The following is an 18781-nucleotide window of genomic DNA, read 5'->3' as shown; positions in this document are numbered from 1 at the left end:
ACCTGCTTTTTCGTTCACCCACTATGCCAAATCGCGGTCTTCGAACAACAGCATCGCCAGCATCCAAATCGCGACCGCGAAACACACAAGATAGTTAAAAGAACCGGCCAAGTAGATCCAAGGGACCTGGCTTCCACTATCCATGGCGCTTTGAACGTTAAAAATGTTCAAATTCGGGACAATGACCGCGATCAGATTGCCAAAGAAGCCGACCAACGGGTTTTCGCCCTGGGCGGACGCGACGAGCGGCTGCGTCAGGTTTCCGATCACATAGATCACGAAACACAGAATCAGATTGGCCAGCAGGGGCAGCCGGGTGGCCAGGGCAACGGCGATCGACGCGATCACCATCGTCTGCATGAAGTACAGCCCGAGGACCGGAACGGTGGACATGATTTCGTTGAATCCGATTTCCCAGATCGGCGTCGCCTTGGCCGTCTCGCGGGCGTCATAGATCGGCTTGTAGGCCATCAACAACAACAACACGGCTCCGATGATGACAAACATCACCGCGACCGACATGACGATCCCGGCATACTTGCCCAGCAAAAACGATCGTCGCGAGACCGGTTTGCTGAGCACCGTCAACGCCGTTCGACCTTCGATCTCTTCGCTGACCGAGGTTCCCGAACTCCAGACCGCCTGCAACATGGCCAACACCATGATCAGCGTCACGCTGCTGTCCTTGAACATCCGAATGTCATCGCCGAGCGTGTTGAACGGGTAGATCGAAAAAATGATCACCCCGACCACCCCGATGACCAACAAGATCAAATACAGCGTCTGGGCCATCTCGTTCTTGGCCGTCGACCAGGCCAACGCCCAGACACGTGGTGCGGCTTGGCGAAACGCGACCAGCCCGCTGAACAGAAAGAACACCAGGGCACCGATGCCGGCCGCCTGAGTGATCTCGGGAATTTGGGGGATCGACGTCATCGTGATCGTGACGGTCGCCGGATCGAGTTCGCGGTTCTGGATGTGGAACCGAGACGGGTCTTGCGGCAGCGGCGGCTGGTCACGATCTTCATAGCGAAACACCAACGTCTCGCCGGCATCGACGCGCGTCGGGTTGCGTTCGAAATCAATCATCTCGGCGCCGTCGGCCAACATCACGGTCTTGTCGGTCGAAATCTTCAGCTCGGAAATGCCGGTCAAATCGTAGTCGATCGACTGCGGGTGAAACGTCGCCGCGTCGGGGCTGACCGACGGATCCGCCCCCGGAATCGTCAACGCGACTTCCGTGACGCCGTCACCGACCCAATGGACCTCCGAGAGCGAGCGGACGAACCGCATCGGCTCGGAAATGAAGTAGCTGCCCGCCAAGCCGACGACGACAAAAATTCCGGCCACCGACAACACGTAAGGCACGATGCCCTCGGTCAAGATCTCTCCCCATTCCACCCGCGTGCGATACCACATCGCGTAGATGATCGCATAGCCCATCACCACCCCGATCAGGCTCAGCGGCAGGATCAATGTTTGCGAAAAGCCGTCGTCGGACCACGCGTACTGGCTGCACAGCAGCACCGCAATCACCGCCCCGATCACGAGCGATGCGACGTTGCCGGTGGTCGAGGAATCGGCCAATTTCCCCAACGGCGGAATGAACGACAGCAGCGCCAGGGCCGCATAGAACACCGCCGCGACCCCCGCCCCGACCAGCAGGCCGACCGCGATCGTGTAGATCGGTGTGACCCAGATTGGAAACCAGTCCGCAATTTGTCCGAGCAGCATCGGTCCGGGGAACAAATTGGAAACGTCCAACGGTAAGCCAGAAATAGCGGCAGGAGCCGATAGCACAGACGGGGCCATGAGCAGGGCAGCAACGAAGTGAAGGGAGACAAGCGCGAGCGACGGACCTTTTCCGCCGACTGATCGCTACGCAACGAGTCGCCAAATGGTTGACCGGCTTCCCCGAGATTTCTCAGTTTCACTGCGAAGGGAAACCAAGCGTGAACCCTTCCGCTTCAGCCGACCGCCTTGCGCGCATGTACGATGGCCCTTCCGGGCCGTCGTCCAAGACTTGTTCCCAGACTCCGTCTGGGAACACACTGCCTTGGAGGCTCCGCCTCCGCGGTCCGCCGGCGGAGCCCTACGCCGTGAACGATTTTTTAGCGGCAGGGCGCGAGCCCTCCGGTGTGTTGGCAATAACAAGGAACCGGAGAGCTCGCGGCTGTCGATTGAGTGGAATTGGTTGAGTCAATGTGAGCCGCTGGCCGTAAGGCCTCGGGCGGGCGCCTGGATGCCCGGCCGCTTACGCGCCCGCGGCTCATTCACTAAACCGACAGCCCGCTTGCGTCCAGCGGCTTAAACCTCGTCAAACACGGGAAAGAATTCGTTCACGGCGTAGGGCAGAGCCCTGGGAACGAGTCGCGAAAGGACGTCGTACAAACGATCCGCTGACCCTCTCACTGACCGGCCGCGGACGCCTACAGCGACTCCAGCTTAACGCGGATGTCATCGGGGATTGCCACTTTTTCCAGTCCCCCCCGGGGCCGAAGACGACAGCAGACAACAACCGTCGCCCCTTTGGCGACCGGGACTGCACCCCCGCTTCCGTCTTGGCGTGAAAACGTCACCTCGTAACGGATGCTGGAGCGGCCGATGTGGACGACCGAGACCTCGATGTCCAGCCAATCTTCGAATCGCGCAGCGTTCGCATAATCGCAACTGACGCTGACGCGGGGCCAAGTCACCGAGGGGTCGTCGTGTGAATCGGGCAAGACCTTGATTCCCAACGACCGCAGCATTTCGTGCTCGGCGGATTCCATCCACGGAAAAAACGCCGAAAAATGAACAATTCCGGCGGCATCCGTGTCACGAAACTCGACAATGCGACGAGTCCGAAAACTCATCAATCGCCCTGGAAGGGCAACAGAGCCATGTAGCGGGCGCGTTTGACGGCGGCGGTCACCGCGTGCTGGCTGACGGCCGTGCAACCGCTCTTGCGTCGTCCGACGATCCGACCTTGGCGATTGATCATCTTTTTCAATAGCTCGACGTCCTTGTAATCCACGTACATCGGACGGGGACGCTGACCGTCGACAAAAATCGGGTCTTGCTTCTTGGCGCGGGAGCGGACGCGTGAACGTTTTCGGGCTCGGCTACGCGAGCTCATCGGTCGGGCTGGCATGTTTTGGCTCTAGGGAAAATCTGGCGATCGGACACTCAAGGCGGCGTGCAACACCCTTAAATCGCTGAAGCGGTGTTCACGGTGAAGACGTCGCGAGTGGTCGGTGAGACAGGAGCTTGGGCGGAAACCATTCCCGCGGGCGGCTCAGCGACTCGCCAAAGGATCAAATGAAGCGGGGGAGTATGCCGCGGCCGACGCCCTTGGGCAAGAGGAAACCGGTCGGGGTCTTGTGAAAACGGTGTGAAAAGCGGTCGAATTGTTGGCCGCTCCCGTTGGATTTGCCCTTTCCGCTGGGACAAACCTTTGCCATATTCCGCAAAAATTTTCGGCGTGATTCAGTCGGCCTCCTTTGCCGCGACCGAATCGGCCCTTCCCCGTTACTGAGACTTGTACCGACAACTGCTGTACCGTTTGCCCTCTCAGGGGGCGTCGCGGACGACACAGATCGGTGCCCCACAACACAATTCGTTCCGACCCACCATTCTCGGTCTTTCCAATAAACAAGTTGACGCGAATTGTTTTCCGCGTCCCCGAGACGTCTTCGGTCGGCTGCGACAGCTAGGTGAATGAGATGAAATTGGAGAAAGTTAGAAACATTGGGATCAGTGCCCATATCGACTCGGGCAAGACCACACTCAGCGAACGCATCTTGTTCTACGCTGGTCGAATTCACAAGATCGAAGACGTCCGTGGCGGCGGCGACGGCGCGACGATGGACCACATGGAACTGGAAAAGGAACGTGGGATCACGATCACCAGTGCCGCCACCAGCCTGGAATGGAAAGGCTACAAGGTCAATTTGATCGATACCCCCGGCCACGTCGACTTCACCGTCGAAGTTGAACGCTCGCTCCGCGTGCTCGACGGCGCCGTGCTGGTGCTCTGCAGCGTCGGCGGCGTGCAAAGCCAATCGATCACCGTCGACCGGCAAATGAAACGCTACCAGGTGCCCCGTGTCGCCTTCATCAACAAGATGGACCGCACCGGTGCCAACCCCTTCCGCGTCGTCGAACAACTCCGGGACAAACTCGGTGCCGAAGCGTTCTTGATGCAGTATCCGATCGGTGCCGAAGACAAATTCGAAGGCGTCGTCGACCTGATCGAAATGAAGTCCTACCGCTTCTCCGGCGACGAAGGCCAAAACGTCGACGTCGGCGAAGTCCCCGCCGATCTGCTGGAAAAATGCCAAGCGCAACGGATCCACATGCTCGAACAGTTGTCGATGTACAACGACGAGATGATGGAACTGTTGCTCAGCGAAGAAGAAGTGCCGTTGGAAATGATCTACAAGGTCACCCGCGATGCCGTCCTCGGCGGAGCCACGCCGGTCTACATGGGCAGTGCCTTCAAGAACAAGGGTGTCCAACCGCTGTTGGATGCCGTCAACCGATACCTGCCCAGCCCGCTGGATCGTGAAATCCGCGGCGTCGACCCCAAAGACGAAACCAAAAAGATCGAACTGAAACCCGATCCGGATGCACCGTTCGTCGGCATGGCGTTCAAGATCGTCGACGACGAGTTCGGCCAATTGACCTTCATGCGGATCTACCAGGGAACGATCGAAAAAGCCGGCACCTACGTCAACCAGCGAACCGGCCGCAAGGAACGCTTCAGTCAGATCGTGCGAATGCACAGTGACAAACGCGAAAAAGTCGACTCGGCCTGCGCCGGCGATATCGTCGCCGTCACCGGCATCGATTCGGCCAGTGGTGATACCTACGGCATCGAGCGTGATCAGTGCACGCTGGAATCGATGTTCGTCCCAGATCCTGTCATCAAGATCGCGGTCATGCCCAAGAACCGCAGCGACGGTGACAAGATGAGCAAGGCGCTGCAGCGTTTCCGCAAGGAAGACCCCACGTTCCGCGTCATGACGGACGAGGAAACCAACGAAATCTTGATCAGCGGCATGGGCGAATTGCACCTGGAAGTCTACATCGAACGGATCCGTCGCGAGTACGACGTCGAAATCGAAGTCGGGGCCCCCAAGGTCAGCTACCGCGAAAGCCCCACCCGCGCCATCGAATTCAATTACAAGCACAAGAAGCAAACCGGTGGTTCGGGACAATACGCCCACATCGTCGGCAAGCTCAGCCCGCTCGATTCGATCAGCGAAGACAGCTTCGAATTCGAAGATCACGTCGTCGGCGGTCGAATCCCCAAGCAGTACATCCCGGCCATCGAAAAAGGGTTCCGAGATATCCTGGGCAAGGGACCGCTGGCGGAATACCCCGTCGTGGGCACCAAGATCGACCTCGATGACGGCTCGTTCCACGAAGTCGACTCGTCGGAAAAGGCGTTCTACACCGCCGCCCAAGGTTGCTTCCGAGAGTACTTCAAACAAGCCGCTCCGAAGCTGCTCGAACCGATCATGAAGATCGAAATCGAGTGCCCGGAAGATTTCCAAGGGACCGTCGTCGGTGACGTCATCCGTCGCCGTGGCATCATGAACAGCAACGACATCGTCGACGGAAACAGCGTCATCATCGCTGAGATCCCGCTGGCCGAAACCTTCGGCTACTCGACCGATCTGCGCAGCATGACGCAAGGCCAAGGAACGTTCACGATGGAATTGGCGACGTATCGCGAAACACCGTCCAACGTTCAGGACGAAATCATCGAAATGAAACGCCGCGAGAAGGAAGGCAAGTAGACGGCCAGCGGCTTTCGTCATTGATAAGCGGAACGGCGCATGCGGGCTGTCGATATTGTGAGCCGCGACGCGTAAGCGGCCGGGCACTCCGACGTCGCCCGAGGCCTTACGGCCAGCGGCTCACCATTGACTCGTTCCAAGGCTCCGCCTTGGAACGCAATGCCCCGGAGGCTCCGCCTCACGCCGAACACGTTCACGCCGCGTCCCGCTCCACGGTCACGCCCCCTGCTCGGGCAACCGGCTGCGAATGATCTTCGTCGTCGGATCGCCGGGCAGGATGGTGTCGCTCCAGAGTTCCCCCTCAAAACGATAGCGGACTTGGATCGCGCGGGCCGTCCCCTGGGCGAAGGCCGCTTCGGCGTCAGCCAACGTCACCGCGGCATCGTCCGATTCGGTGCGCAGTTGCACGTGCCGGATCTCCGAACCGGCCTCTAGATCGGCGAACAACGCCATGACCTGATCCCGCGCCCATTCGGCCTGCAGGATTTCTGGAAGCGGCTCTTCGGGCGTCATCATGGCAAGCTCGGACGATTGAACAACGGCATCAGCAGGATCGCGTTTTCTGGTGCCGGACAAACATAACGACAGACGCCGCAACCGGTGCACGCGGCTTCATCAATCGTCGGCTTTCCATCGACCACTTCGATCACCCCTGCCGTCGGACAACGCTCGCTGCAAACCGTGCAGGTCGTCGAGTGATGGGCTAGGCACAGGTGCTCGGTGATCTTGGCGGTGCCGATCGTTTTGGGCAGCGCATGAGACAGCACGCCGGGTTCGCAAGCGCTAATGCAAGGAAAGTCCTCGCACATCAGACACGCGTTGGCATCGGCGTCGATGGTCGGCGTCCCCGCGATGGCGCCCATCCGCTCCGGTGCCTTGATGATCGCATCATAGGGACAGGCATCCGCACAATCGCTGCAGCGCGTGCAACCGGCCAGAAACTGAGGCTCGGCGACGGCACCGGGAGGCCGAAAGACCGGAAACGATCTCGGCGGCGCCGTGTCGGTGAACTCGGTCGGTCGAACCGGTTCGATCGCGATGCCGCCGATGCTGCGGGGCGGAACAGACGGTGTTTCTGGAGGCGATGTCTCTGGAGGCGACGCGTCGACATCCGCGCGTGTTTTTGGATAACGCATCACCAGCGGCGGACGCTCCGAGGGACGAATCAATTTCCACAGTCTGCCCTGTAGCAGATCGCGGCGATTGAGCCTCGGTTTTCGATTGGATTGATTGTCGTCAGCCGGCGATGGCATTGGATCGATCCGTCGGGTTTGGTGTCGATGGCCGTTGGCAGGTCCGCATCGCGTGGCGCTGGTCCACTGAAGGTGTGAGCTGTGAAATGATGTGATCCAAGACGCGATCACCTTCCCGTGTGGAGGTTGTGCAATGATGAAAGTCACCCTCCTGGCAGGAGGGTCGAGCGAAGCGAGGGGAGGTCGAGAACGGTGAATCGCGGCGTTCACTTCACTCTTGTTGGACGACCCCAAGCAACAACGCAAACCCTCTCCTCGCTGCGCTCGACTCTCCCATAGGGAGAGTGACCTAATCCCTTTATCCCATACGCCCCAAACGACACGACCTCCAGACGATAGGGGCGACGACCGGTGGCCGAATCTAATTCACCACCACATCCAGCGGCGGCAACATCGGAACGGTCTCAGCCGGAATGGCTTGATCCAGGATCGCCGACGGCGCGTGGCATTGAGTGCAATTGGTGCGCCAGGGGTGCGTCGATTCCATCCCGGCCCAACCGTTGGGTCCGCCGTGACAGGCGTTACAGCTCTCTCGCATCCACTGCGAATGCGGAATCGTCGGGGGCGCACCGGGGTAGGCCCGTTTGCCGGCCTGGGGTGCCGCCAGGCCGACGAAGCTGTTCTCGACATCGTGCGGTTGATCTTGAAACGGCGTCGGCGGCGGCGGTGCGTGGCACTGGACGCAGTTGGCCAAATACGCGTGTGACATCACGCTGGCCTTCATCCCGGCCATTTGAATCCCACCGCCGTGGCAGGCGTAGCAGGCCGCATCGGTCGTGTTTTCTACCGCGTGCGGAATGATCGGCGGGGCCCCGTTGTACGCCCTCCGAGACGACCGGATTCGACTCGATGCCGCTTTGTCGGCTTCACTCGGCTCGATCTGCTTGAACAGATCATACTCCGGCTGATCCGAGAGCGCGACGGGCTTGGATTGGTACGCGACGGTCGGCCCCATCGGCGTGCCGGGAATCTCCGCATAGTTGACCGCCGGGACGATCTTGCCCGACGCATCGGCCGCGGAGGTTTCGGCAACCTCGGTGGGAGAGCGCTCGGACACGCCATCGGGCATCGGCACACCGTCGGAGAGTCCGACCAGATAGCCGATCGCGGCCACCGCGATGGCGGTGAACAGAAACAGAGACATCAGGCGGCCGCGTCGGGCGGGTTTGTCTTGACCGCTCATGATGACGCCTCACTGAGCTTGCGAACCCGGACGGCGCACTTCTTGTAATCGGGTTGCTTGGAGAACGGATCGTGTTCGTCCAAGGTGCAGTTGTTGATCAGTTTTGTTTCGTCAAAGAACGGGACGAAGACCGTTCCGCGTGGCGGCCGGCCGCGGCCGTCGATCCACACCGGCAGCTGCGTTGTGCCGCGCCGGGATTCGATCACCACCGTTTCACCTTGGCGAATGTTCTGCGCCAAAGCATCCTGCAGATTCATTTCGACATAACCGGTCGGCATCGCGCGGTTGAGCTGGGGCAGACGCCGGGTCATCGTCCCGGTGTGCCAATGCTCCAAGACTCGACCGGTGCACAGCCACATCGGATAGTCGTCGTCGGGAACCTCCGGCGGCGGTTGGTAATCGTGGAACCAAACCTGGGCGCGTCCATCACCGCTGCTGGAATGATAGAAGTCGAATTCCTCACCTTCGGCCACGAACGGGTCGTCGAAGCCGGCGAAACGAAATCGCGTTTCACGCCACGATCCATCGTCCTGTTGAACGACCGGCCAACGCAAACCACGGGCTTTGACATACTCGTCATACGGCGCCAGGTTCTTGTGTTTCATCGTCGTGAACTGGCGATACTCCTCGAACAGATGCTTGTCGACATTGACGTCGTAATAATGTTCGAATTCCCAAATCGGGACCTCTTCGCCCTGCTCATCTTTGACCGCAAAGATAAATTCACCGTCCTTGTCTTTCATCCCTTCGTGACCGAGTTCCAGCAACCGGTGCGCGATAGCGATCGTCATCCAGGTGTCGTCGCGGGCCTCCCCTGGCGGGTCGACCATCTTGAACCACTGTTGGGTGCGGCGTTCGCTGTTGCCGAAGATCCCGTTCTTTTCGACCCACAGCGCGGCCGGCAAAATCAGATCGGCCAATTGCGTGGTCGCCGTCGGGTAGACCTCCGAGACGATCAAGAACTTGTCTTTCAGCTTTTCTTTGTCGTTGAACAATTTGTTCAAGTTGGGCAGGGTTTGCCCCGGATTGGTGACCTGGACAAAGACCGTGTCGATGTCGCCCCCTTCATCGGCAGATTTGGTGAACTGGTCGAACATCTTGACGGTGTGATAGCCCGGCGTGGGGCTGATGCGTCCGGCCGGCACGTTCCAAAACCCTTCACACTGGGCGCGGTGATCCGGATTGGCGACCACCCGACCGCCCGGCAAGGCATGGGCCAACGTGCCGACTTCGCGAACCGTCCCACAGGCGGACGGTTGCCCGGTCAGACTGGTCGGCGCATCGCCGGGACGTCCGAAGTGACCGCTCAGCAGATGGACGCCGTGGACCAGCGAGTTGATTGCCGTGCCCATCGTGTGTTGGTTCATCCCCATGCACCACAAACTGGTGATCCGCAGGTCGCGGTCCCCGAACAGTTTGCCCAACATGCGGATCTGGTCGGCGGGAACGCCCGAAAGCTCTTCGACACGTTCGGGGGTGTACGCCGCGATCCGTTTGCGAAACTCGTCCTCCGAAATCGCCTCACCTTGCAGCGTCGGGGTATCGGATTCGGGCGCCCGAAACGCGCAGTGTTTTGCAACAAAGTCTTTGTCGTAGGAATCCGAAGCGATCAACTGATTCATGATCCCCAACGAGATCGCCACGTCGCCGTGGGGGGCCATTTCCAGATAGTCGTTGGCCGCGTCGGTGGTCCGCGTTCGGCGGGTGGAAATGTCGATGATGCGAACGTTTTCCCCGCGGGAGCGTCGATCGGTCACCCGCGAAAACAGAATCGGATGCATTTCCGCGGGGTTATTGCCCCAGGTGATCAGGACATCGCAGGCGTCCAGATCGTCGTAGCATCCGGCCGGCTCGTCGACCCCGTACGTCGCCAGAAACCCGGTCACGGCCGACGCCATGCACAACCGCGCATTGGGATCGATATGATTGTTGGACAAACCACCTTTCATGAACTTCTGTGCCGCGTAACCTTCGGGGATGGTCCATTGACCGCTGCCGTAGAACGCGAACTTCTCGGGAGCCGCCATGATGCGCTGGGCGACGATGTCGAGCGCTTCGTCCCACTCGATTTCGACCAAACGGCCGTCTTTGCGAAGCAACGGTTTGGTCAATCGATCGTCACCATACAAGATGCCGCCGACGTGATAGCCCTTGACGCACAACAGCCCCTTGTTGACCTCAGCGGCTTTGTCGCCGGCGACCGCCACAACGCGGCCGTCGTGCACACCGACTTGGACGTGGCAACCGGTTCCGCAGAATCGACACGGCGCCTTGTTCCACGTCAATTCATCACCGTCGGTGGGCGGATCGGCCGCGCCGAGCACCGGCAAGGAAAACTCTGCGTCGCCGAGCACCATCGAACTGGCCGCAGCCATCGCGGCGGACTTGAGAAAACCACGTCGCTTTGAATCCATTTCTGTTCCCTACTGGTCAGTCCGCCGAATCGGTCGTTGAAGAGGAGTCTGCGATCGCTTCGTCATCGAATCCGACGAATGCAATCTGAATGCTCGCTACCCCAGGCAAGTCCTGTACCCACTGGTAAATCTTTTTGTCGTCCGCTTTGGAAGGCGTGTCGACCACGATCGCACATTGTTGCTCGTCGCGTGCGCCGATTTCGATCGTGGGTTCGGAACGCAACATCGCAATCGTTTCGCCGACGTCGTCGAACGTTTGATCGAAAGTGATCACCAAGCCGCTGATTGGCACTTCGCTTGCTTCTTATTCTGGAGTAGTGTTTAATCTACACTGCAGTGTATAGGTTTTATCTCGTCCGTTGAACCCAATCTCCGCCAGAAAATGCATGACGCGAATCGCCAGTCTTCTTTCAGCCGGTGTCGTTTGTACAGCCGTGCTGATGGTGGTGGTGTGCTGGGACGGCGCACCGCCGCGCGACAAATCGCACAGCGAGCGCGACGTTGCGGCGCAGTCGATCTCTTCAGCGCCATCCGGCGGACCGGCTCACGCATCCGCTGAGGCGCAACGCACCGTCGGTGAGACAGCGCATCACGCCGTCGTCGTCCGCCAGCCCGAAGGCCCACCGTTGATCGAGCTGGCCGAAACGGACCCGCAAGGGCGGACGGGCAAGGTCGCCTGCTCGACCTGTCATAGCGTCCGTAAACCCAACCTTGCCAACCGAACCAGCGCCTCGCTGGACGAGTTCCACCAGGGTTTGACGTTCAATCACGGCACGTTGGCGTGTTATGCCTGCCACAACCCCGACCAGTCCGACGCCTTGCGACTGGCCGATGGCAGTTTGGTCGAGTATCGCGACGTGATGACATTGTGTTCGCAATGCCATGCCGCCCAGGCGACCGCATTTCGACATGGTGCCCACGGCGGAATGAACGGTCATTGGGATCTGTCGCGTGGTCCGCAAACGAAAAACAACTGCATCGATTGCCACGACCCCCACGAGCCGAGTTACCCCAAGATGATCGTCGGCTTCAAGCCACGGGATCGCTTTCTGAAGGATGAAACGACGCATGACGACCACGAATGATTCGCCACCGAAGGGAGAGGACGGGCGTGATCGGTCGCTGCCTGTCATCGCAAATCCCAGCCGTCGCACCGCGGTCAAAGGCGCATTCGCGACCCTGGGCGCCGCCGCCTTTGTCGCCGCGGTTTCCCCGTTGCGGCAAGCCGCCGAGCGGACCTCGGCGGCCGAATTCATGCAGTCCCACTACAAACGCTTGACCGATGAAGACAAACGCAAAATCATCGAGCGGCTGGAAGCGGAGGCGAAAGAAAACCATGGCGTCGAGGTCGAGATCGCTGACGACCGTCCGATTCCGGGTACCAAGTTTGTCTACGCGATCAACTTGAGTGTTTGCAACGGCAACGGAAAGTGCGTCGAAGCCTGTCACAAAGAGAACAATCACGACCGTTCGACCGGCCAGTCGTACATCCGTGTTTTGGAAATGCCCAAGGGCACGATGGACATGGAAGAGGGCAACACGACGTACAGCGGCGTGGTCCCCAAGGACGACAAATTTTACTTGCCGGTCCAGTGCCAGCAGTGTGACGAACCGCCTTGCGTCGATGTTTGTCCGGTCAAAGCGACCTGGAAGGAAGAGGATGGGATCGTCGTGGTCGATTACAACTGGTGCATCGGTTGCCGGTACTGTGAAGCGGCCTGTCCCTACCACGCCCGGCGTTTCAATTGGAAACAGGCGGAGATTCCGGCCGAGGAGATCAATCCGGACCAAAGTTACCTGAGCAATCGCCTTCGCCCGGTCGGGGTGGTGGAAAAGTGCACGTATTGTCTGCATCGGACACGGCGCGGCAAGCTGCCCGCCTGCTTGGAAGCTTGCCCGACCGGCGCCCGCGTGTTCGGAAACATTTTGGACCCCGATTCGAACATCCGTTGGATCCTGGAAAACAAACGGGTCTACATCCTGAAGGAAGAACTGGGGACCAAACCGGCGTTCTTTTACTACTTCGACTAACACTCACAACATCCAAACCGTTGGTGTCCAGGCTTTAGCCGCCTCCTCGCAGCCGCGTCGCGGCTGCCGCCTGTACGGGATGCCGAAAGGCATCCGTGGAAACGCCTCAAGGGACCGTCCTGCTTTGGAAAGACACGAAACGCGACAAAGACCAACGAACTGGACGGTTGAGTAACGATGCGGTCAGCAGATCGTTGTACGACGTCCTTTTTAGGTCGTCGGGCAGAGCCCGACGGACGACGGCCCCGAAGGGCCATCGTACGTGCGAAAAGCAGTCGCCTTAAACTGGACGGTCCCTCAAGGCGGGGCACCAACGATCAACGCCCACCAACCCAATGCTTCGGCAAGCGAATCAAGGAATAGCATGAGCAGCACGACGGCCATTCCCACAAGCGATGATCATCGGAGCGAAGACTCCCATCTGCTGACCTACCCACGGTTCCTCAAACGCATCCTCTCGCTGGCAACCGAAGGATCGTTTGGATTTTACGCCTGGATGACGGTTTTGACCGCCTTGTCTTTGGTGGGAGCCAATGCCTGGGCCAATCAGGTCGCCGGCGGCATGATCGGCACCAACATGACCGATCACGTCAGCTGGGGATTGTACATTGCCAATTTCACCTTCTGTGTCGGGCTGGCTGCCGGCGGCGTGATGATGGTGATCCCGGCCTACCTTTATGACGACGAAGACATGCACAAGGTCGTGATCATCGGTGAAATGGTGGCGATCGCCGCGATCGTGATGTGCACGCTGAGCGTGGTCGTCGACCTGGGCCGTCCGGATCGGTTTTGGCACATGATTCCCGGCATCGGCGAATTCAATTGGCCGATGTCGATGTTGACCTGGGACGTGATCGTGCTCAATGGCTACCTGCTGATCAACTTGCACGTCGTCGGCTACTTGCTCTACATGCGTTACTTGGGTCGCAAACCGAACCCCAAGTGGTACATTCCGTTTGTCTTCTTGTCGATCTTCTGGGCGATCAGCATTCATACGGTCACGGCATTCTTGTACTGCGGACTGGGCGGACGACCGTTTTGGAACACCGCCCTGCTGGCGCCACGATTCCTGGCCTCGGCGTTTGTCAGCGGCCCCGCCTTCATCATCCTGGTGATGCGCGTGATACGGATCACCACCGGTTACACCGCACCGGTGGGACCGGCCAGGACGCTAGTTCAAATCATTCGCGTTGCGATGGTGGTCAACCTGGTGATGCTGGCCAGCGAGATCTTCACGCTCTTTTACACCGGTGGTGGGCATGCGTCCTCGGCCAAGTATCTGTTCTTTGGCGCCCACGGTCACTACGGTTTGGTGCCTTGGATGTGGTCCGCCATCACACTGAATTTGCTCGGCACGTTTTTGTTCTTCATGCCGTCAGCCATGGAACGCAGTACCGTCCGCATCGTCGCTTGCCTATGCTGCATCGTCGGCATTTGGATCGAAAAAGGGATGGGTCTGATCATTCCAGGATTCATTCCTTCGACGCTTCATGAGATCGTCGAGTACACACCCAGCCTGATCGAGTGGAAAGTCACCGTCGGCATTTGGGCGTTTGGAATGCTGATCCTGACCGTACTGATCAAATTAGTCGTCAGCGTCTTTACCGATCAGGTGAGTTCGAAACAGCCGACGGCGACGAGTTGAATTCTTGCGTGGCGTAAGCTTCCAGCTTGCGTCCCCTGAATCGCAAGCCGCAGGCTTGCGTCACTTCTTCAAACCGCCAATCGTTCGTCCGGCGGCCGTGTATAATAGGCGTCAGCATGCGTCCGTTGGTGCCCAGCTTTGGGCGACCGCCTTTCATCTGTACGACGGCCCTTCCGGGCCGTCGTCCGGAGGGCTCGCCCCGACGACCTCGAAAGGACGTCGCACAACGAGTTGCTGAACGCATCAACCACAATCGGCGAGATTGCCATATTTGTCGTGTCTCGCGATCGCCTTAAACGGGATCGGCTAAAGCCTAGACACCAACAACCATGCCCGTTTTATTCGCGTCCTCTAACGTCGTTGTCATGCGCCGATTTTCATTTTGCCTGTTGCTGGTTTTCTCCATCGGACGTCCCGCCTATTCAGCAGAACCTGCGATTCAACGAGATCTTTCGTATGCCAAGATCAACGGCGTCGATCTGAAACTGGATTTCTACCCCAGCCAGGCCGATGGCGTGTCGCCGTTGATCGTTTGGGTCCATGGCGGTGCCTGGCGAGCCGGTGACAAACGCAACGTGCCGATCAAACGCTTGACCGGTCAAGGATTTTCGATCGCAACTCTGAACTACCGCTTGAGCGGGACGGCACGGTTTCCCGCGCAAACCGAAGACATCAAAGCGGGAATCCGTTTTCTGCGTGCACACGCAGCAAGGTTTGAAATCGATCCCGATCGAATCGTGATTGCCGGCGCGTCTGCCGGTGGCCATCTGGCCGCATTGGTCGGCGTCAGCGACGGCGTGCAAACCGTGGAAAATCTGGCGATGGGAAACGCAGAGATTTCGTCTCACGTCTCGGCAATCGTTTCCTTGTACGGAGCGAGCAACTTGCTGACAATCCTCAGCCAATCGACGCCGCATGGTTTGAGCGATCGCGAGCCGGCACTGAAGCTACTACTCGGTGACTTGCCGACCGGCGCTCCCGAGGCGGCTCGGCTGGCCAGTCCGGTCCAGCACGTCGATCCCAGCGACCCGCCGCTACTGTTGATTCACGGCGATCAAGACCCGCAAATGCCGATCAACCAATCGCACGAACTCGAAGGAGCCTACCAGCGTGCCGGATTGGATGTCACGTTTCATGTCCTCCACGGCGCCGCCCACGGCGGAAATGCATTCTATGATGACCAGCACTTGAAACTGATTGCGGACTGGATTCGCAGCCGGCTGGATTAGCCAGCCCGTGTACAAGATGTCGTGCAGTTTAAAGTCACCCTCCTGGCAGGAGGATCGAGCGAAGCGAGGGGAGGTCGAACGATTGCCATTGAGCAACTCCAAGCCACAACAAACCCTCCCCGGCAACTCGTCCCTCGCGTCCGACCCTTCGTTTCCCACCAAAGAACTCCATGATGATCCTACGCCTTCTCATCCTATTCCTTGTTGTTTGCTCGGGCTTCACCTCGGCCCGCGCGCAATCCCCCACCCAACCACCGAACATCCTCTGGATCATCGGCGAAAATTTTGACTTGGATTTTGGATGCTACGGCGCGAAGAACGTTCACACCCCGAACGTCGACTCTTTGGCCACGGCAGGCATTCGCTACACCAACGTCTTTTCGACCTCACCGGTCTGCGCCCCCAGTCGTTCGGCGTTCATGACCGGCATGTACCAGACGACGACGGACACGCACCACATGCGTTCGCATCGCAGCGATGATTTCCGTTTGCCGCCGGGCGTGCGTCCGATCACCCAACGATTGCACGACGCCGGTTACATCACCGCCAACCTAAAAACAATCGGTGATCGCGTCATCGGCACGGGAAAACTGGATTTGAACTTCGTCAACGAAGGCCAGTTGTACACGACCGATGACTGGGAGAAACTCAAGCCCGGCCAGCCGTTCTTCGCCCAGATCAACATGCCCGAAGCGGAGTATGACATTTACGACCGCAAGTCGGCGGAAAAGGATCGCGTGAAGTGGGTCGGAGAAGAGTGGCATCCCAAAGTCGCGACGCCGGAAAACGTGACGCCGCCGCCGTATTACCCCGATCACCCGATCACGCGTCAGGAATGGGCGCGGTATCTCAATTCGGTCACCGGAACCGACGTCCGAGTCGGCTGGATCTTGGATCGGCTCGAACAAGACGGATTGGCCGACGACACGATCGTCGTTTTCTTTTCCGACAACGGCCGACTGGAAGCACGCGGGATTCACTGGTGCTGGGATTCGGGGTTGCACGTCCCGATGGTGATTCGTTGGCCCAAAAATTATCCCGCGCCGAAGCAAATCAAACCCGGCGCGGTCAGCGATGAGCTGATTAGCCTGATCGATCTGACGGCCACGACACTTTGGATGGCCGGCATCGAGCCGCCCGTCGGTATGCAAGGCCGTCGCTTCCTCGGTGATGCCATCGGACCATCACGCAAGTACGTCTTCAGCGCCCGCGATCGTATTGATGAAACCGAGATTCGATTGCGCAGCGTCCGCGACAAACGTTACCACTACGTTCGTAACTTCACGCCCGGAGCCGGATTCACGACGCTGAATCGCTACAAGGAAAAGTGTTTCTTGGTCAAGCCGTTGATGCGGAAACTACACGCCGAAGGAAAGTTGACGGGACCGCCGGCGGAGTTGATGAAGCCGTTCCCCGACGAACAGCTTTACGACACACAAGCCGATCCGTACGAGATTCAGAACCTGACCGATTCCGACGACGCATCGCATCAAGAAGCCTTGCTTCGAATGCGAGCAGCGCTCGACACCTGGATCGTCGAAACCGGAGACCGCGGAGAGATCCCTGAACCGCAGAGCGTCGTCGCTCCCTTCGAAAAAGAGATGCACGATTGGTTCGGCACGCCCGATTGGTACTCCAAGGGAGAGTGAACCACGTCTTGTTCCCAGGCTCCGCCTGGGAACACACATGACCAGAGGCTCCGCCTCCATCGCGTTCCAAGGCGGAGCCTTGCAACGAGGTGACGCGTGATGAGACGCGGTCAGCGGATCACCAGTACGACGTCCTTTCTAGGTCGTCGTCGGGAGTCCAACGGACCGTTGTACGACGTCCTTTCTAGGTCGTCGTCGGGAGTCCAACGGACCGTTGTACGACGTCCTTTCTAGGTCGTCGCGCAGAGCCCCACGGGCGACGGCCCGGAAGGGCCATCGTACATCAGAAAAGCGATCGCCTTAAGCTGGACGGTCTCTCAAGGCCGGACACCAACGGTGTGCGACTTCAATCCCCTGTCGGCTCCAAAATCAACACGACACTTGATTCACGTCTCGCGTCTACCGAATAACTTCGATTGAGATCGACGTTTAACTTCGGCTGGGTTTCCAACACGGTGTACCCTTTCGTCCGCACTCCGACCTCATAGACTTCGGGGGCCGCGTCGAGAATAGAAACCTTCGACGTCGTCTTTTGTTCCAGCGGCAACTGGGAACCGCGCCAACCGTAGCGTCGTCCGATGTAGACGTAACTGTCTTTCGGAAGTGGCGATCCGTCGCTGGTCGTCACGGTCACCAACAACCGCCTCGGTTCGACCGCCGCAATCTCCCCCAGGTCCGCCATTTCACCGTGTCGAGGTGCCTCGATCAAACTCAGCGGCAGCACCGCCGATGCAGCCTGGCCGGTGTGGGTGTAGACGGCGTAGTCGAGCCCCGGAGGAAGCTGGTCAAAGGTAAACACACCTGCTTCGTCGGTGTAAACCTCTTGGGGCGTCACGATGTTGCCCATCATGCGAATCTTTTGGACCAGTCCGACTTCGACGCCCGCGACGGGCTTGTCACGAAACACCAATTTTCCGCGCAGGCCTGCGCCAGACCCGAGCGAGATGGTGAGTCCGTCGTCGCCCGCACGAGTCCACCGAGTTTGTGCCGGCGCGTAGGCGGATGCGTTGATCCGCAGGTCGATCCATTCGATGTGATTTCCCACCGACATTTCAAAGACGCCTTCGGCATCGGTCAGCGTCAGCGGAGTCACCGAGCGGTCGGATCCGCCACCGATTCCGTTGTTGCGAAAGATGGTGTGTGGCCTGACTTGGGCGCCCGCGATCGGGTCACCGTCGAGGTTGATCACGCGGCCACGAAGCACTTCAATCTTTTCGGTGCGCTGGATCGGTTCGAGTTCGAATTGGATCTCGGGATTTTGTTCCGGATCAAAGTGCTCGGAGACCTGGCCTTGATAGCCTGCGCCGCCGGCGGCCAAGCTGAACAGCAGTTGATCGGACAACTCGGTGATCGAAAACGCCCCGTTTTCGTCGGTGACCGTGCGTTTGGTGCAATCGCGGTAGCACGACGGGCAAGTCGTGGCCGGGCCGACGCGAGGCTTGGCGGTGCTGACGACGACGATCGCTCCGGCAACGGGAGCCTCCTCGGAATCGACCACGCGGCCCGACAGTTCGGCCGTCCCCGCGGTCAGCAACAACGACAACAGAAATTTGATCGAAAGCATTTTGCGTGTCCGAGGGTGAAGGGGAAT

The 18781-nt window shown here is 59.2% G+C and carries 15 protein-coding genes; 6 read left to right on the top strand and 9 right to left on the bottom strand.

Features of this window, described 5'->3' with window-relative positions; all coding sequences use genetic code 11:
* Nucleotides 1-21 precede the first annotated feature (21 nt).
* From Enr13x_RS09065 to rpsR, 3 genes are all read right to left on the bottom strand, one after another.
* The gene (locus Enr13x_RS09065; RefSeq protein WP_231744173.1) at nt 22-1764 is read right to left on the bottom strand and encodes an ABC transporter permease; all 1743 of its coding nucleotides are present in this window, start codon (nt 1762-1764) and stop codon (nt 22-24) included.
* Nucleotides 1765-2429: 665 nt separating this feature from the next.
* A complete protein-coding gene (locus tag Enr13x_RS09060; RefSeq protein WP_145385706.1) occupies nt 2430-2855 on the bottom strand; it encodes an acyl-CoA thioesterase in 426 nt (141 codons plus the stop codon).
* Complete coding sequence (rpsR, locus tag Enr13x_RS09055; protein ID WP_095736868.1) at nt 2855-3118, bottom strand: 30S ribosomal protein S18; 264 nt, start codon at nt 3116-3118, stop codon at nt 2855-2857. The genes Enr13x_RS09060 and rpsR overlap by 1 nt, the downstream gene beginning before the upstream one ends.
* A 586-nt stretch (nt 3119-3704) precedes the next feature.
* On the opposite strand from rpsR, the gene fusA reads away from it, so the two are divergent.
* Nucleotides 3705-5786: an elongation factor G gene (gene fusA, locus Enr13x_RS09050; protein WP_145385705.1), complete on the top strand. Its 2082-nt coding sequence runs from the start codon at nt 3705-3707 to the stop codon at nt 5784-5786.
* A 216-nt stretch (nt 5787-6002) separates the two neighbouring features.
* On the opposite strand, the gene Enr13x_RS09045 is transcribed toward fusA, so the two are convergent.
* From Enr13x_RS09045 to Enr13x_RS09025, 5 genes are all read right to left on the bottom strand, one after another.
* Nucleotides 6003-6302, bottom strand: a complete 300-nt coding sequence (locus tag Enr13x_RS09045) for a hypothetical protein (RefSeq protein WP_231744172.1) — start codon at nt 6300-6302, stop codon at nt 6003-6005.
* Complete coding sequence (locus Enr13x_RS09040) at nt 6299-7039, bottom strand: 4Fe-4S dicluster domain-containing protein (RefSeq protein WP_145385704.1); 741 nt, start codon at nt 7037-7039, stop codon at nt 6299-6301. The genes Enr13x_RS09045 and Enr13x_RS09040 overlap by 4 nt, the downstream gene beginning before the upstream one ends.
* 361 nt (nt 7040-7400) lie before the next feature.
* On the bottom strand, nt 7401-8222 hold the full coding sequence (locus Enr13x_RS09035; RefSeq protein ID WP_145385703.1) for a multiheme c-type cytochrome: 822 nt from the start codon (nt 8220-8222) through the stop codon (nt 7401-7403).
* The gene (locus Enr13x_RS09030) at nt 8219-10636 is read right to left on the bottom strand and encodes a molybdopterin-dependent oxidoreductase (RefSeq protein ID WP_145385702.1); all 2418 of its coding nucleotides are present in this window, start codon (nt 10634-10636) and stop codon (nt 8219-8221) included. The genes Enr13x_RS09035 and Enr13x_RS09030 overlap by 4 nt, the downstream gene beginning before the upstream one ends.
* A 16-nt stretch (nt 10637-10652) precedes the next feature.
* Nucleotides 10653-10928 carry a hypothetical protein gene (locus Enr13x_RS09025; RefSeq protein ID WP_145385701.1) on the bottom strand — a complete coding sequence of 92 codons (276 nt, stop codon included), beginning with the start codon at nt 10926-10928 and terminating at the stop codon, nt 10653-10655.
* A 94-nt stretch (nt 10929-11022) separates the two neighbouring features.
* Between Enr13x_RS09025 and Enr13x_RS09020 the strand changes: the two genes are divergently transcribed.
* The 5 genes from Enr13x_RS09020 (at nt 11023) to Enr13x_RS09000 (ending at nt 17190) form a co-directional block, all read left to right on the top strand.
* Nucleotides 11023-11721, top strand: coding sequence for a cytochrome c3 family protein (locus tag Enr13x_RS09020; protein WP_145385700.1), 699 nt, complete (start codon nt 11023-11025; stop codon nt 11719-11721).
* Nucleotides 11705-12667 carry a 4Fe-4S dicluster domain-containing protein gene (locus tag Enr13x_RS09015; protein ID WP_145385699.1) on the top strand — a complete coding sequence of 321 codons (963 nt, stop codon included), beginning with the start codon at nt 11705-11707 and terminating at the stop codon, nt 12665-12667. Before Enr13x_RS09020 ends, Enr13x_RS09015 begins: the two co-directional genes overlap by 17 nt.
* 364 nt (nt 12668-13031) lie before the next feature.
* On the top strand, nt 13032-14312 hold the full coding sequence (gene dsrP, locus Enr13x_RS09010) for a sulfate reduction electron transfer complex DsrMKJOP subunit DsrP (RefSeq protein ID WP_145385698.1): 1281 nt from the start codon (nt 13032-13034) through the stop codon (nt 14310-14312).
* Between the two features lie 329 nt (nt 14313-14641).
* Complete coding sequence (locus Enr13x_RS09005) at nt 14642-15541, top strand: alpha/beta hydrolase (protein ID WP_197455885.1); 900 nt, start codon at nt 14642-14644, stop codon at nt 15539-15541.
* 170 nt (nt 15542-15711) lie between these two features.
* Complete coding sequence (locus Enr13x_RS09000) at nt 15712-17190, top strand: sulfatase family protein (RefSeq protein WP_145385697.1); 1479 nt, start codon at nt 15712-15714, stop codon at nt 17188-17190.
* A 346-nt stretch (nt 17191-17536) separates the two neighbouring features.
* On the opposite strand, the gene Enr13x_RS08995 is transcribed toward Enr13x_RS09000, so the two are convergent.
* On the bottom strand, nt 17537-18754 hold the full coding sequence (locus tag Enr13x_RS08995; RefSeq protein WP_145385696.1) for a carboxypeptidase-like regulatory domain-containing protein: 1218 nt from the start codon (nt 18752-18754) through the stop codon (nt 17537-17539).
* Nucleotides 18755-18781 lie beyond the last annotated feature (27 nt).

Source organism: Stieleria neptunia, from assembly GCF_007754155.1.
Taxonomy (GTDB): domain Bacteria; phylum Planctomycetota; class Planctomycetia; order Pirellulales; family Pirellulaceae; genus Stieleria; species Stieleria neptunia.
Note: the sequence above shows the minus strand (reverse complement) of the source record. Positions and strands in the feature narration are given on the sequence as shown.